Origin of the sequence: Streptococcus infantis (assembly GCF_015546995.1) — a bacterium.
GTDB classification, from domain to species: Bacteria; Bacillota; Bacilli; order Lactobacillales; family Streptococcaceae; genus Streptococcus; species Streptococcus infantis_J.
Window position 1 is genome coordinate 1 of the sequence record NZ_JADMUH010000016.1, and the last position, 15,675, is coordinate 15,675.

Genomic DNA, 15,675 nt, shown 5'->3' on the forward strand with positions numbered 1-15,675 from the left:
AATCAAAAGTATGATTTTTACAGTCATAGTATTGAAGTTTCCTATATTATTTTATAAAATAGAAGTAATAATTACAAAAAAGTATAGCGCTTTCAATAAAAATGGAAGCGGTTACTTAACAAGGAGAACCCTATGGGAAAAGATTATTGGAATCGCAAAAGTATCTATAGCATCCGTAAATTTACGGTAGGAACATGCTCAGTGCTTATCGGGACATGCTCTGTTTTATTTGGAGCAAATCTAGCAGGTGTAAATTCTGTATCTGCGGATGAGACACCAGTCGCTGTTGCTACAGAAAAAGTGGAGAAAGAAACTCCTAAAGAGGAAGCTGTAGATTCAAAAGCTTCTGAACAACCTGTAACAACAGAAACTGTTAAAAGTGAAGCAGTAGAAACTAAGTATGAAGTAGAGAAAAAAGTGGAAGCCCCAACTACTGAGACTACTCCTGAGAAAAAAGAAACCTCTGATGTTGAAAAGCAAGCTCCAGCTGTGACTCAGGATCAATCTGCTCAAACAGAAAAACCAGAGCTCAAACCTGCAACTAATGATGAGGTAAAACAGTTGATTGAGGATAGAAAAGTAGAATTCAACCAAAACTGGCATTTCAAGCTCAATGCCAATGCTAAAGATGCGGTCAAGCCAGATGCCGATGTTTCTAGTTGGAAGAAATTAGACCTTCCTCATGACTGGAGTATCTACAATGACTTTGACCATGACTCACCTGCCCAAAACGAAGGTGGGCAACTCAATGGTGGTGATGCTTGGTATCGTAAGACCTTTAAACTTGATGAAGAAGACCTCAATAAGAATGTACGCATCACGTTTGATGGTGTTTACATGGATTCTCAGGTTTATGTAAATGGACAGCTAGTTGGTCACTATCCAAATGGTTACAACCAATTCTCATATGACATCACTGACTATCTCTATAAAGACGGTCGCGAGAATGTCGTAGCAGTGCATGCCATCAACAAACAACCAAGTAGCCGTTGGTACTCAGGAAGTGGGATTTACCGTGATGTTACCCTTCAAGTCACAGATAAGGTCCATACTGAGAAAAATGGAACAACTATCTTAACACCAGATCTTGAAAAACAACAGAATGGCAAGGTTGATACTCATGTAACAAGTAAGATTGTCAATACTGATGATAAAGATCATGAAATTCTTGCTGAGTATCAAATCATTGAACGTAATGGTCAAGCTGTAACGGATCTAGTTCGTACTGCTAGTCAAGTATTGAAAGCACATCAATCAGCCAGCTTGAATGCTATTTTACAAGTTGACAAACCAAAACTTTGGACAGTTCATAGCGACAAACCAGCTCTTTACGAATTAGTGACTCGTGTTTATCGTGATGGTCAATTGGTCGATGCAAAGAAGGACTTGTTTGGTTACCGTTACTATAACTGGACACCAAATGAAGGCTTCTCTTTGAATGGTGAACGCATTAAATTCCATGGGGTTTCTCTTCACCATGACCATGGAGCTCTTGGAGCTGAAGAAAACTATAAGGCAGAATATCGTCGTCTTAAACAAATGAAGGATATGGGAGTAAACTCTATCCGTACAACTCATAACCCAGCTAGTGAGCAGACTTTGCAGATTGCTGCTGAGCTTGGTTTGTTGGTCCAAGAAGAAGCCTTCGATACTTGGTATGGTGGTAAGAAACAGTATGACTACGGTCGCTTCTTTGATAAAGATGCTACTCACCCAGAAGCTAAAAAAGGTGAAAAATGGTCTGATTTTGACCTTCGTACCATGGTTGAACGAGGAAAGAACAACCCTGCTATCGTTATGTGGTCTATCGGTAATGAAATCGGTGAAGCAGACGGGAAACCTCGTTCTCTAGCAACAGTTAAACGCTTGGTTCAAGTTATCAAAGCTGTTGATAAGACACGCTATGTCACTATGGGAGCAGATAAGTTCCGTTTTGGTGATGGTAGTGGTGACCATGAAAAGATTGCCAATGAACTTGACGCGGTTGGATTTAACTATTCAGAAGACAACTACAAGAAACTTCGTGCGAAACATCCAAATTGGTTGATTTACGGTTCTGAAACTTCCTCAGCTACTCGTACACGTGGAAGTTATTTCCGTCCAGAACGTGAATTGGTCCACAGCAATCAGGCTTACCGTAATTACGAGCAATCAGACTACGGTAATGACCGTGTTGGTTGGGGTAAAACAGCTACAGCATCTTGGACTTTTGACCGTGACAATGCAGGTTATGCAGGTCAGTTCATCTGGACAGGTACGGACTATATCGGTGAACCGACTCCATGGCACAACCAAAACCAAACTCCAGTTAAGAGTTCTTACTTTGGTATCGTAGATACAGCTGGTATTCCAAAGAATGATTACTACTTGTACCAAAGCCAATGGGTTTCTGCTGAGAAGAAACCAATGGTTCACTTGCTTCCTCACTGGAACTGGGAAAATCCTACCCTAAAAGAGAATGTAGCGGATGCAGATGGTAATATTCCAGTCCGTGCCTATTCTAATGCGGCAAGTGTAGAACTATTCTTGAATGGTAATACTCTAGGCAAGAAGACATTTACTAAAAAACAAACAAGTGATGGACGTACTTACCAAGAAGGTGCCAACGCTAATGAACTTTACCTTGAATGGAAGGTTGCTTTTGAACCTGGTACTTTAGAAGCAGTAGCTCGTGACGAAGCTGGTAATATCATTGCTCGTGATAAGATTGTGACCGCTGGAGAACCTGCAGGGGTTCGTTTGGTCAAAGAAGAAAATGCTATCGCAGCTGACGGAAAAGACCTCACTTATATCTATTACGAAATTGTTGACAGTAAAGGTAACGTAGTTCCTACAGCCAATAATCTTGTTCGCTTCCAGTTGCATGGACAAGGTCAGATTGTCGGTGTGGATAACGGGGAACAAGCCAGCCGTGAACGTTACAAAGAACAAGCAGATGGTTCATGGATTCGCAAAGCCTTTAATGGTAAGGGTGTTGTGATTGTCAAATCAACTGAGCAAGCAGGTAAATTCACTTTGACTGCCCACTCTGATTTCTTGAAATCTGGTCAAACAACTATCTTCACAGGTAAGAAAGACCAAGAGGAAAAAACTGTTTTAGGTACAGAAGTTCCTAAAGTTCGTACAGTAATCGGTCAAGCAGCGAAAATGCCTTCAAAAGTAGGATTTATCTACAGTGATGGCAGTTGTGCAAAACTTCCGGTAGAATGGTCCGCAGTTGATGTCAACCAACCTGGTATTTTTACTGTTAAAGGTGTGGCAGAAGGAAGAGATGTAGAAGCGCGTGTTGAAGTCTTGGCACTCCAAGCAGAATTACCTGTAGTTAAGAGAATTGCACCAACTACAGATTTGAGTACGGTTGACCCATCTGTTAGCTATGTATTGTCGGATGGTACTCTAGGAAGCTATGACGTTGATAGGTGGGAAGTTGCAGCTGAAGATCAAGCTAAATTAACTATCCCAGGCTCTCGTATTCAAGCTAAAGGAATTTCAGGTGATGATGAAATCGCTGCTACATTCGTAGTTGCCGAAGGTCAAGCATCTTCACCAGTAGTACCGACTGTAACTGTTGCAGACCAGCCTGTAGAAGGGCTCTCAACTGACCAACCAGTTCTATATCATAAACTTGCCTATGGAGCTACTTTGCCTGAAGTCAAAGCTTTAGCTGAAAATGCGCAAGTTACTGTTATTCAAGCTAACGAAGCAAATGGTATGCGTGCTAGTATTTATGTTCAACCAAATGATGGTGGAGCACTTCAGACTTATGCTATCCAATTCTTACAAGAAGCTCCTCAGATTGAACGTTTAAGCCTAGAAGTTGAAAATGCAGACGCACTGAAAGAAGACCAAACAGTTGGTATCAAAGTCTTGGCTCATTATCAAGATGGAACTCAGGCCGTATTAAAAGCTGATAAGGTAACCTTCTCAACATCAGGTGAAGGAGACGTAGCTGTTCGTAAAGGTATGCTTGAATTGCACGAACCAGGTCAAGTAACTCTGAAAGCTCAATTTGAAGGAGCTGAAGGTCAGATTGACTTGAACATTCAAGCAAATACTGAAAGCAAAGTTGTCCAGGCCATTCGTCCAGTAAGTGTCGTGACAGGTTTGAACCAAGAACCAAGTCTACCTGATACAGTAACTGTAGAGTACGATAAAGGTTTTCCAAAAGTTCACAAGGTAACTTGGCAAGGAGTTGCTAAGGAAGACCTTGCTAAATACCACAGCTTTGATGTTCTAGGTAAAGTAGAAGGAATTGAAAACAAAGCTCATGCTAAAGTTTCTGTAGAAGGTATCATTGCAGTCGAAGAAGTGACTACAACAACTCCAGTTTCAGAAGCTCCTCAATTACCAGAAAGTGTTCGTACTTACCACTCAAACGGCCAAGTATCTTCAGCTAAAGTGACTTGGGATGCTATTGACCCAAGCCAATATGCAACTGAAGGTAGCTTTACCGTTACAGGGCATGTCGAAGGGACTCAGTTACCAACGAAACTTCATGTGCGTGTTTCTGCTCAGACAGAAACTGGTGCTAACATTTCTGACCAGTGGACAGGTTCAGAGTTGCCACTTGCCTTTGCATCAGACTCAAATCCAAGTGACTCAGTAGCCAATGTCAATGACAAACTAATCTCATTTAATGATCAACCGGCAAACCGCTGGACAAACTGGAAACGTACAAGTGAAGCATCAGTAGGAATCCTCTTTGGTGATTCTGGTATCCTGTCTAAACGTTCGGTTGACAATCTCAATGTTGCTTTCCACGAAGACCACGGTGTCGGTGCACCTAAGTCTTATGTCATCGAATACTATGTAGGAAAAGATGTTCCAACAGTTCCTAAGAACCCAAGCTTTGTAGCTAGTGAAGACCACGTCTTTAACGATGACAATAACTGGAAACGAGTGACAAATCTTAAAGCTCCAGATCAAGTAAGAGCTGGAGAAATGACTCACTTTAGCTTTGATAAAGTCAATACCTATGCGGTTCGTATCCGTATGGTTAGACCAGATGGTAAATGGGGTACTTCCATTACAGAAATTCAAATCTTCTCTAAACAAGTAGCTGCAGCTAAGAAAGCTCAAGCTCAAATCCAAGTAGATGGAAAAGATTTGCCAAACTTTAACCCTGGCTTGACTGACTATTATCTAGAAGCTAAAGAAGACCAAGCACCAACTGTAACAGCAAGTGTATCAGATAATGGTATTGCTACAGTGATTCCAAGCGTTCGTGAAGGGGATCCAGTTCGTGTTGTCGTTAAGGCTGAAAACGGAGATATTCTAGGTGAATACCGTCTCCACTTTACAAATGATAAAGACTTGCTAGCAAGTAAACCTGTTGTTGCTGTGAAATCATCACGCTTGGTTGCTAAGGACCATACACTTGAGTTACCTGCGAAAGTCGCTGTTTACTTCACAGGTAAAGATGGATATGAAGTCAAAGACTTGGCAGTTGAATGGGATGAAGTTCCAGCTGAAAATCTAGCGAATGCAGGTGAATTTACAGTTCGTGGTCGTGTTTTAGGTACTGATTTAACTGCTGAAGTGGCAGTACGTGTGACTGATAAACTCGGTGAAAACCTATCAGACAACCCAGACTTCGATGACGATAGCAACCGTTCATTTGCTTCTGCAACCAATGATATTGATCCAAATTCTCATGATCGTGTGGACTATGTTAACGATGGTTCTGATGATGAAACCCGTCGTTGGACCAACTGGTCTCCAGCTCCATCTGATAATCCAGAAGTTTCAGTAGGGGTTATCTTTAGAGAAGCTGGCAAGATTGTTGAACGTACAGTCGCTGAAGGAAGCATTCGATTCTTCTCAGATGGTGGTACAGATGCACCTTCTAAACTAGTCTTAGAGCGCTATGTGGGACCAGAATTTGACTCACCAGAATACTACTCTAACTACCAACCATACGATCCAGAACATCCATTCAACACTACTTCTAACTGGGAGAAGGTTGAATACCGTGCGGATCAAGAGATTCAAGCAGGTACTGATATCCATGTAACCTTTGCCCCAGTTAAAGCTAAAGCTATGAGATGGCGCATGGATAGAAAAGCTGATACCAAGGGTGTAGCTATTACAGAAATGGCCTTCATTGCTCCAAGTGAGGAATCTAAGGATAGTACAGCTGCAAAACTTCTTGTGGATGGTAAAGAGATTGCTGACTTCTCTGAAGATCGTGTGGATTACCAAGTAACCTACAGTGGAAATCGTCCTCAAGTAACAGTTGAAGCTGGCGAAAACGTAGCAGCAACTATTGTTGATAGTGGTGATGATAAACTTCCAGTCTTGATTCATCTTGTTTCAGAAAGTGGTAAACATATTAAGGAATACCGCATTCAATTGACTAAGGCAGATGCTGAGAGCGCTAAGACAGAACCAGCTGTACACGAAGTTCCAGAGTTCACAGGCGGTGTGAATGGAGAAGAACCAGCAGTACACGAAATTCCAGAATACACTGGAGGCGTGAATGGAGAAGAACCAGCAGTACATGAATTTCCAGAGTTCACAGGTGGCGTGAATGGAGTTGAAGCAGCAGTTCACGAAGTACCAGAACATACTTTAGGAGCGAATGTAGTCGAACCAGCAGTTCACGAAGTTCCAGAATACACTGGTGGTGTGAATGCAGTCGAAGCAGCGGTTAACGATGTGCCAGAGTACAAAGGTGGTGCCAATGCAGTCGAAGCAGCGGTGAACGAAGTTCCAGAATATACTGGTGGGGTGAACGCAGCCGAAGCAGCGGTCAACGATGTGCCAGAGTACAAAGGTGGTGCCAATGCAGTCTTTGCAGCGGTGAACGAAGTACCAGAATATACTGGTGGCGTGAACGCAGCCGAAGCAGCGGTCAATGAAGTACCGGAGTACAAAGATGAGCAGTCGATTGTAGCCCTTGCTATGTCACAAGACAAGACTTATCAGGCACCTGCAAGCCGTCAACATATTCTCCCTGAAACAGGTACTAAGGAAAATGCAACCCTTGCAACAGCAGGTGTTGTGGGAGCGCTTCTTGGACTCTTTGCAATGGGAAAGAAGAAAGACGAAGAATAAAATAATCTGACAGTATTTAGATTATAGAGATTGGACAAGAAAACAATCTAAACTATAAAAAGTGGACAAACTAGTTTCAAGAAACAGAACTAGATCTTGTCCGCTTTTTTATGTTTCTTGGTAGAAAAAAATCCTTAACAAAGATGCTAAACTTGATAATTGAGTTTTCAAATAACAAAAAACAAATAAGAAAGCCCTTTGTGGCTTTTTTATTTTCATAAAAATGGTAAAATAGTAAGAGTAGAAATGGAGTTCTAGATATGAAACGAATTGATCAATTTGAAAATAAGAAAGTATTAGTCCTAGGTTTAGCCAAATCAGGTGAGTCTGCAGCTCGTCTCTTGGACAAGTTGGGTGCCATTGTAACGGTTAATGATGGCAAGCCTTTTGAGGAAAATCCAGCAGCACAAAGTCTCTTGGAAGATGGTATCAAGGTTGTAACTGGTGGTCATCCCTTGGAATTGTTGGATGAAGATTTTGCCCTCATGGTGAAAAACCCTGGTATTCCTTATAGCAACCCTATGATTGAAAAAGCTCTAGAAAAAGGCATTCCAGTTTTGACTGAGGTTGAGTTGGCCTACTTGATTTCTGATGCACCCATTGTTGGAATTACTGGTTCAAATGGTAAGACAACGACCACAACCATGATTGGTGAAGTTCTGACTGCTGCAGGACAAAATGGACTCTTATCAGGTAACATCGGTTATCCTGCTAGTCAGGTTGCTCAAACTGCGACAGATAAGGACACCCTTGTCATGGAACTTTCTTCTTTCCAATTAATGGGAATTCAGGAATTCCATCCTGAAATTGCTGTTATCACCAACCTGATGCCAACGCATATTGACTATCACGGTTCTTTTGATGCCTATGTCGAAGCCAAGTGGAATATTCAAAGCAATATGACAGCAGATGATTACTTAGTATTGAACTTCAACCAGGAATTAGCTAAAGAGCTTGCTACAAAGACAAACGCGATTGTAGTACCATTCTCAACACTTGAAAAGGTTGACGGAGCATATCTTGACGATGGTCTTCTCTACTTCCGTGGTGAAAAAGTCATGGCAGCTGATGAAATCGGTGTTCCAGGTAGCCACAATGTGGAAAATGCTCTTGCAACCATTGCCGTTGCTAAACTGCGTGGTGTGGACAATAAAACCATCAAGGAAACCTTGTCAGCCTTTGGTGGTGTGAAGCACCGTCTCCAGTTTGTAGACCAAATCAATGGCGTTAAATTCTATAACGATAGTAAGTCAACCAATATTTTAGCAACTCAAAAAGCCTTGTCAGGATTTGATAATAGCAAGGTTATCTTGATTGCCGGTGGCTTGGACCGTGGTAATGAGTTTGACGAATTGGTTCCTGATATTACTGGACTTAAGAAAATGGTCATCCTCGGTCAATCTGCCGAACGTGTCAAGCGTGCAGCAGATAAAGCTGGTGTGGCTTATGTCGACGCGACTGATATTGCAGATGCGACTCGTAAGGCTTATGAACTTGCGGAAGAGGGAGATGTTGTTCTCCTCAGTCCTGCCAATGCGAGCTGGGATATGTATGCTAACTTTGAAGTACGTGGAGACCTTTTCATCGACACTGTAGCGGAATTAAAGGGATAATATGAAAAAAATAGTATTTACTGGTGGGGGAACGGTTGGACACGTTACCCTCAACCTTTTGTTAATGCCTAAGTTCATCGAAGATGGCTGGGAAGTCCACTATATTGGTGATAAAAATGGGATTGAGCATCATGAAATTCTCAAGTCAGGTTTAGATGTTACCTTCCATTCGATTGCAACAGGGAAATTACGTCGATATTTCTCATGGCAAAATATGGTTGACGTCTTTAAGGTTGCTTTTGGAATTCTTCAATCGCTCTTTATCATGCTTCGAGTTCGTCCACAAGCCCTCTTTTCTAAGGGTGGATTTGTATCTGTTCCGCCTGTTATCGCAGCGCGAGTATGCAGAGTACCAGTCTTCATCCACGAGTCTGACCTCTCTATGGGATTGGCCAATAAAATTGCCTATAAGTTTGCGACTAAGATGTACTCTACTTTCGAGCAAGCGTCTAGTCTCACTAAGGTAGAACATGTAGGAGCTGTGACCAAGGTTTCTGGTCCAGTTATGGAAGAACCTGAAGAAATGGTGGATATCCGAACTTCTTTCAACGACAAGTTACCAACTCTTCTATTTGTTGGAGGTTCTGCTGGGGCGCGTGTCTTTAACCAACTAGTAACAGACCACAAGGAAGAGCTGACTAGTCGCTATAATATCATCAACCTGACAGGTGATGCTAGTTTAAATGAACTAAGTTCAAACCTCTACCGTGTTGGCTATGCGACGGAACTCTATCAACCACTCATGAATATGGCTGATGTGGTCATCACTCGTGGTGGTGCCAATACGATTTTTGAACTCCTTGCTATGGCTAAATTGCACGTCATTGTGCCACTGGGTCGTGAAGCCAGCCGTGGAGACCAGATTGAAAATTCAGCCTATTTTGTGAAGAAAGGCTATGCTGAGGAGTTGCAAGAGAGCGATTTGACTTTGTCAACTTTAGAAGAAAAAGTAAATCAACTCTTGACCAACAAAGAGATTTACCAAAACAAGATGAAGAATTCTCAGGAATTAAAATCTGTGGCAGATTTTTATGAGTTACTAAAAAAAGATTTATCATAAGGAAAATTGATGTCAAAGGATAAAAAGAATCAGGACACTCAAGGCAAGGAATTGTCAGAGTGGCAAAAACGAAATCAAGAATATCTTCAAAAAAAGGCTGAAGAAGAGGCGAAACGTGCCGAAGAAGAAGCTCGTGAAAAAGAAGAACAAGTATCAGAGTCTTCTGAAAGCATTCAAGAAGTGTCAGAATGGCAAAAACAACACCAGGAGTATTTGAGCAAAAGAACGGAAGAAAACTCTACGAGTTCTGAAGAAGTGGACCAAGAATCCGAAAAATCTGAAGAGAAGGATTCGGATACTAGCGATGAGACTTCAAATGAAGAGAAAGATTCGGAGGAAACTCCTCAAGAAGACTCTAAGAGTCAGGATCAAGTAGAGAAAGAAAAAACTGACGAAAAGGTTAAGAAACAGAAAAAAGTAAAAACCAAGAGTAAACTTCCAAAACCAGCCATTCCTTCTATACATATCTGGCGAGCAGTTACAATCCTCGTCCCAAGTTTTATAATCTTATTCTTGTCTATTTATCTACTAAGTCCTCTAGCTACAATGAAACATATTGACGTTACAGGTACTGTTCAGACAAGTGCAGACCAAGTTAGAGAAGCGTCTGGCATTCGTGACAGTGACTATACAATCAGCTTGCTCTTAAATAAAGATAAGCATGCGGAAATGGTCAAATCAAATCACTGGATTGAATCTGCTAAGATAACTTATCAATTTCCAGTTCACTTCACCATTGAAGTTAAAGAATTTGAGATTGTAGCCTACTCTGTTTCTGGAGATAGCCATTATCCAATCTTATCTAGTGGAAGTATTGAATCAACTGCCGTTAGTTCTGACAACTTACCTGAGAAATACATATCTGTTTTATTTAACGATGATGAACAGATTAAAACCCTAATTTCTCAGCTAAATGAAGTTAGTCCAGAAATTAAGCAAGAGATTGAGAAGATTGAACTTGCACCAAGTAAGGTAACAAGTGACCTTCTAAAGATTACCATGTATGATACAGACGAGATTTTGGTGCCATTATCAGAACTAGGGAAGAAGTTACCTTACTATAGTAAGATAAAATCACAGTTGACAGTTCCTAGTGGTATTGACATGGAGGTCGGTATCTATAGCTATAGTCTAGTGGATAAGGCTCTGGATGACGAAAGAGTCAAAGCCAAAGAAGAGGAAAAGAAGAAGCAGGAAGAAGAGAAGAAAAAACAAGCTGAGCAAGGAAATCAAGATCAAACAACACAGACGACTCAAACAACACAGAGTCGCTAAGTTTCATGTGATTCGTTCAGTTACTTGTTTTTACTTGACAAGTACCGCTTTAAATAATAGAATAGTAAAAAACCTTTAAAGCAGTCCAGAGAGGCAGCTAAGGTTAGACGGTGAAAGGGTGGAGACTACCCATTTTTCGTGGAACCTTGCTGTAGGCAGGTTCCTTTTTTCATGCTCTCTAGCTAACAAAGGTAAAAGGAGAAAAGTATGCGTGAAGCTCGTCCAGTTATTGCTCTTGATTTTCCAAGTTTTGAGGCAGTCAAGCAATTTTTAGCTCTTTTTCCAGCAGGAGAGAGCCTCTATCTAAAGGTAGGTATGGAACTCTATTATGCTACAGGACCTGAGATTGTTTCTTATCTGAAAGGTTTGGGACATAGTGTCTTTCTAGATCTCAAACTCCATGATATTCCAAATACAGTCAAATCAGCCATGAAGGTTTTGTCTCATCTGGGTGTAGATATGACTAATGTTCATGCGGCAGGTGGTGTTGAGATGATGAGGGCTGCGCGTGAAGGACTTGGAAAAGAAGCCAAATTAATTGCTGTCACTCAGTTAACTTCAACCTCTGAGGAACAAATGAGAGACTTTCAAAATATTCAAACCAGTCTTCAAGAATCTGTTATTCACTATGCCAAAAAAACCGCTGAAGCGGGATTAGATGGTGTGGTTTGTTCAGCTCAAGAAGTAAAACTCATCAAGGAAGCTACCAGTCCAGACTTTATTTGCCTGACACCCGGCATTCGTCCATCAGGTGCTGCAGTAGGAGACCAAAAACGAGTCATGACACCAGCAGATGCTTATCATATTGGTAGTGACTATATCGTTGTTGGACGCCCAGTCACTCAAGCCCCTGATCCAGTAGTAGCTTATCATGCTATCAAGGATGAATGGACACAAGACTGGAAATAAGAATAAAGTAAAAATACAAAGGAGAATCCCATGACACTTGCTAAAGACATTGCTAGCCATCTATTGAAAATTCAAGCTGTTTACCTCAAACCAGAAGAGCCCTTCACTTGGGCATCAGGTATCAAGTCACCAATTTATACGGATAATCGTGTAACACTTGCCTACCCAGAGACACGTACCTTGATTGAGAATGGTTTTGTAGAAGCCATCAAGGCAGAATTCCCAGAAGTAGAAGTGATTGCAGGAACAGCGACTGCGGGTATCCCACACGGTGCTATCATCGCTGACAAGATGAACCTACCCTTTGCCTATATCCGCAGCAAACCAAAAGACCACGGAGCAGGAAACCAAATCGAAGGCCGTGTAGCTCAAGGACAAAAGATGGTTGTTGTTGAAGATTTGATTTCAACAGGGGGATCAGTTCTTGAAGCCGTAGCTGCTGCTAAACGTGAAGGAGCAGATGTGCTTGGTGTCGTGGCTATCTTCAGCTATCAATTACCAAAAGCAGATAAAAACTTTGCGGATGCTGGTGTCAAACTAGTGACTCTTTCAAACTACAGTGAGCTCATTCACCTAGCCCAAGAAGAAGGCTACATTACACCAGAAGGACTTGCTCTCCTTAAACGCTTTAAAGAAGACCAAGAAAATTGGCAAGAAGCCTAATAGATTGAAAATACAAAGGTTTAAACTCTAATTTGAACTGAAATATTATATCTAAAACAAAAAAACACATAAAATAAGATAATTCAAATCTATATTTTATGTGTTTTTTTTCTAGAATAATTTAACCAAGAGTTGATTACAATTATTGGTTAAATAACTCTATATAGTTATTTAATTACATTAAATATTTTAACTAACCAAGATGGTATTATTGATTTTGATTATAGTCAGGAGTTTCTTCGATAAATTCTACGATATCATTTGGAAGACAATCTAAAATACAACATAGCTTTTCTAATGTCAGTAAAGTTATGTTTTTATTTTTCTTCAAACTATCTAGGGTTTTGTTATCAATCCCTGATTTTAATAATCTATATTGAGAAATTTCTTTTTTCTTCATTGTAGCCCAAAGTGGGTTAAAACTTATAATCGTTATCAACTCCTTCAACTTAATTATAAGTAAAAATAACTCTTCTTCATATTGTGTATATAACCACAATATGTTAAAATATGTGTGGAAGGAGAATTTTATATGAAAAGTATTTTTTCTCAAGAGGAGAAGGAGTTAGATTATTTTTTAGGTCTTGTTCCTGAAGATTTTAAATCAGCTAGTTTTAATGATTGGACAATTTGGGATGCATATGCGAGGGGTAGGCTACCAAATAAACGTTGGTCAGAGGTATTTGATAATGGGGAATACCATTCAATGGAAATCATTACTAAAGACGATAAAACTTATAAATACTACCCAATTGCTAATCCACAACCATACCTGACGGTAATTCAAGAACATGTTTCAACTCTTGAAGAGCCTGAGCGAAGTAGAGAATTGCTCATCGATGCTGCAATTTGGTCAAAGCGTATTAAAGAAACGACAGATTATCTCTATAGTGTACATAGTAAATACGTTGATTTGATTCATCTAAAGCTAAGTGGATTTGGATGGGTTATTAGGCTATTAGGCTCTTTATTTTTGATATTATATATGCCTAGACTTGGTGAATTTAGCTCATCTGGCTTAGGTGTTTTTAGCAGACCTTTTGAATATTCTGTCTGGATAGGATTATGGCTGGCTCTTTGGTCCCCAATATATTTTGCTTTTCAACGAGTAAAGAAGGATAAGCCAAAAGCTGAACAGTTGATAAATCATAAGGATGAAATTATTGATGCTCGAAATTACTTTATAGAAAAATTTAATAGTCTTCCATTTGTTAATGCAAGACAACAAGCTGGCTTAGATGTTCATTTTAATGCTTTTATATACATGATTAATTTGATAGATCAAGGTAGAGCCCAAAATCTTGGTCAAGCTCAAAATTTATATGAAGAACTGAAAAGAAATGAGCAATTAAATCATCAGTTTCAAGAGTTACAAAGACAAGTTAGTTACAATAATAAATTGACAACGATCAATACATTTACAAACTTAATGAAATAATGGATGAAAAACTAAAGGAGAACTATTATGTCTAGAAAACCAAAATATCAACAAGATTACGAAGAAACAATGGAAGGAATGTGGTGGGGAGTTGCAGTATTTATTGGTGCAATGTACTTCTTGGTTAAAGTAACTTATTACATCGCATTACCATTTTATGCCCTATTTACTCATTTGTTTGAAGAAAAAATTCAACAAAAAGAATATCTAAATTGGATGAGATTTTTACCTTTTACTTGGTTTATTACAGGAGAGACAAAGGAGATGAGACGTGCAGCTGTAAGTAGTGTATTACTCCCTATCGTTCCACCTCTATTTTTACTATTTAATCATCTATTTAATAGTAAAGCAATCGGTGATGGGTTTGCACTGTTTATTTTTATTTTATTTGGTCTTAGCATAGGGAGTGTTATTGGTATGGTTCGAAATTACCAATTCTCGAAGAAATATATTGGATAAAATTGAAATATTACAAAACATACAACTAATAAGGCTATGCATATAATCTCTATGACTGGATTTACATATAACTGTAAAATTAAAACTCAGATAGGTATTGACTATCTGAGTTTATTTTATTTGTTCTAAAAAGAGTATTATTTTAATGATAATTGAATACAAATAATGATTATACTATCTTAGTAGTAGGAAGTTAAATAGTATCAAAAAATATTAAAATTTATTCATCTAGAAATGAAAAAAATTGTAGCTTTAAAAATCTCCTTTGAATAATATGTATTTTTTATCACAATGATAGACAAAATCTATTGGAAAGAGAAATTTAAAAAATTTTTAGGAAATTCAGTTGACAAATGTAGATTTTGAGAGTATACTGATAATTGTAATTGACAAATGTAGATTTTGGAGGTGTGCTGATGCAGATTTCGGATGCAGAATGGCAGGTCATGAAGATTATCTGGATGCAGGGAGAGCAGACTAGTACTGATCTCATAAAAGTATTAGAGAAAAGGTTTAGCTGGTCCAAATCCACGATCCAGACACTCTTGGCACGTTTGGTGGAGAAAGAATGTTTGACTCGGGAAAAACAGGGCAAGTCCTTTGTCTATTCGTCCCTTTTAACTCCAGATGATAGTAGGGGCTTAATGGTTCAGGATATCAAAGACAAGCTTTGTTCTCGAAGAATAAAGCTCTTGCTAGCTGATTTGATAGAAGAATGTGACTTTACCCTAGCCGACTTGGAAGGTTTGGAAGAAGTCATTTCTAAGAAAAAAGCAAGTGCTGTAACAGAAGTAAGATGTAATTGTATGTAAAGGAGACGCTATGTTAAATCTATTTGTATCTATTGTTGTTTTAGGAATGATTGCTTTTATCCTCTTTTGGTTTTTCAAAAAACCGCAAGAAGATGCTAAGAGAGCCCAGCAAAAAAATGACTATCAAGAAATTCGAGTGGAAGTCATGGGAGGATACACTCCAGGAACCATTATCCTCAAAAAATCGCAACCTGCTCGCATTATTTTTGATCGAAAAGATCCTTCGCCTTGCTTGGATCAAATCGTTTTTCCAGACTTTGGAGTGCATGCTGATCTGCCTATGGGAGACCAATATGTGGTTGAAATCACTCCTGAAGAAGCAGGTGAGTATGGTTTCTCTTGTGGCATGAATATGATGCACGGTAAGATGATTGTAGAATAGGAGAACAA

Annotated in this window: 10 protein-coding genes and 2 pseudogenes; 11 read left to right on the forward strand and 1 reads right to left on the reverse strand. The window is 39.6% G+C overall.

The window, feature by feature from the left end:
• Positions 1 to 132: 132 nt before the first annotated feature.
• From I1J71_RS08715 to pyrE, 7 genes and pseudogenes are all read left to right on the forward strand, one after another.
• Positions 133 to 280: pseudogene (locus I1J71_RS08715) on the forward strand (YSIRK-type signal peptide-containing protein); the annotation flags it as partial.
• 251 nt (positions 281 to 531) lie between these two features.
• Positions 532 to 7,056 (forward strand): annotated as a pseudogene (locus I1J71_RS06310) (SIALI-17 repeat-containing surface protein); the annotation flags it as partial.
• Between the two features lie 260 nt (positions 7,057 to 7,316).
• Positions 7,317 to 8,669 carry a UDP-N-acetylmuramoyl-L-alanine--D-glutamate ligase gene (murD, locus tag I1J71_RS06315; protein ID WP_036755420.1) on the forward strand — a complete coding sequence of 451 codons (1,353 nt, stop codon included), beginning with the start codon at positions 7,317 to 7,319 and terminating at the stop codon, positions 8,667 to 8,669.
• A gap of 1 nt (position 8,670) precedes the next feature.
• Positions 8,671 to 9,729: a UDP-N-acetylglucosamine--N-acetylmuramyl-(pentapeptide) pyrophosphoryl-undecaprenol N-acetylglucosamine transferase gene (locus I1J71_RS06320; protein WP_195184140.1), complete on the forward strand. Its 1,059-nt coding sequence runs from the start codon at positions 8,671 to 8,673 to the stop codon at positions 9,727 to 9,729.
• Between the two features lie 9 nt (positions 9,730 to 9,738).
• Entirely contained in the window at positions 9,739 to 11,004 is a 1,266-nt protein-coding gene (locus I1J71_RS06325; protein WP_006148103.1) for a cell division protein FtsQ/DivIB, read from the forward strand.
• Between the two features lie 207 nt (positions 11,005 to 11,211).
• On the forward strand, positions 11,212 to 11,913 hold the full coding sequence (gene pyrF / locus I1J71_RS06330) for an orotidine-5'-phosphate decarboxylase (RefSeq protein ID WP_195184141.1): 702 nt from the start codon (positions 11,212 to 11,214) through the stop codon (positions 11,911 to 11,913).
• A gap of 30 nt (positions 11,914 to 11,943) precedes the next feature.
• Positions 11,944 to 12,576, forward strand: coding sequence for an orotate phosphoribosyltransferase (pyrE, locus tag I1J71_RS06335; protein WP_006148105.1), 633 nt, complete (start codon positions 11,944 to 11,946; stop codon positions 12,574 to 12,576).
• 208 nt (positions 12,577 to 12,784) lie between these two features.
• Here pyrE and I1J71_RS06340 read toward each other — a convergent pair whose 3' ends face one another.
• Positions 12,785 to 12,976, reverse strand: a complete 192-nt coding sequence (locus I1J71_RS06340) for a helix-turn-helix domain-containing protein (protein WP_006155562.1) — start codon at positions 12,974 to 12,976, stop codon at positions 12,785 to 12,787.
• 132 nt (positions 12,977 to 13,108) lie between these two features.
• On the opposite strand from I1J71_RS06340, the gene I1J71_RS06345 reads away from it, so the two are divergent.
• The 4 genes from I1J71_RS06345 to I1J71_RS06360 all read left to right on the forward strand — a co-directional run bounded on the left by I1J71_RS06345 (position 13,109) and on the right by I1J71_RS06360 (position 15,667).
• The gene (locus I1J71_RS06345) at positions 13,109 to 14,014 is read left to right on the forward strand and encodes a hypothetical protein (RefSeq protein WP_006155569.1); all 906 of its coding nucleotides are present in this window, start codon (positions 13,109 to 13,111) and stop codon (positions 14,012 to 14,014) included.
• A 27-nt stretch (positions 14,015 to 14,041) separates the two neighbouring features.
• Positions 14,042 to 14,473, forward strand: a complete 432-nt coding sequence (locus I1J71_RS06350) for a hypothetical protein (RefSeq protein ID WP_195184142.1) — start codon at positions 14,042 to 14,044, stop codon at positions 14,471 to 14,473.
• 416 nt (positions 14,474 to 14,889) lie between these two features.
• Positions 14,890 to 15,285: a CopY/TcrY family copper transport repressor gene (locus tag I1J71_RS06355; RefSeq protein ID WP_006155565.1), complete on the forward strand. Its 396-nt coding sequence runs from the start codon at positions 14,890 to 14,892 to the stop codon at positions 15,283 to 15,285.
• Positions 15,286 to 15,295: 10 nt separating this feature from the next.
• Positions 15,296 to 15,667, forward strand: coding sequence for a cupredoxin domain-containing protein (locus tag I1J71_RS06360; protein ID WP_195184143.1), 372 nt, complete (start codon positions 15,296 to 15,298; stop codon positions 15,665 to 15,667).
• Positions 15,668 to 15,675: the final 8 nt, after the last annotated feature.

What these genes read in the sequence shown, in the direction of transcription:
- I1J71_RS06350 (WP_195184142.1), top strand. Translation starts at nt 14,042, where the DNA reads ATGTCTAGAAAACCAAAATATCAACAAGATTACGAAGAAACAATGGAA.
- I1J71_RS06355 (WP_006155565.1), top strand. Translation starts at nt 14,890, where the DNA reads ATGCAGATTTCGGATGCAGAATGGCAGGTCATGAAGATTATCTGGATG.
- I1J71_RS06360 (WP_195184143.1), top strand. Translation starts at nt 15,296, where the DNA reads ATGTTAAATCTATTTGTATCTATTGTTGTTTTAGGAATGATTGCTTTT.
- I1J71_RS06325 (WP_006148103.1), top strand. Translation starts at nt 9,739, where the DNA reads ATGTCAAAGGATAAAAAGAATCAGGACACTCAAGGCAAGGAATTGTCA.
- murD (WP_036755420.1), top strand. Translation starts at nt 7,317, where the DNA reads ATGAAACGAATTGATCAATTTGAAAATAAGAAAGTATTAGTCCTAGGT.
- I1J71_RS06320 (WP_195184140.1), top strand. Translation starts at nt 8,671, where the DNA reads ATGAAAAAAATAGTATTTACTGGTGGGGGAACGGTTGGACACGTTACC.
- pyrF (WP_195184141.1), top strand. Translation starts at nt 11,212, where the DNA reads ATGCGTGAAGCTCGTCCAGTTATTGCTCTTGATTTTCCAAGTTTTGAG.
- pyrE (WP_006148105.1), top strand. Translation starts at nt 11,944, where the DNA reads ATGACACTTGCTAAAGACATTGCTAGCCATCTATTGAAAATTCAAGCT.
- I1J71_RS06345 (WP_006155569.1), top strand. Translation starts at nt 13,109, where the DNA reads ATGAAAAGTATTTTTTCTCAAGAGGAGAAGGAGTTAGATTATTTTTTA.
- I1J71_RS06340 (WP_006155562.1), bottom strand. Translation starts at nt 12,976, where the DNA reads ATGAAGAAAAAAGAAATTTCTCAATATAGATTATTAAAATCAGGGATT.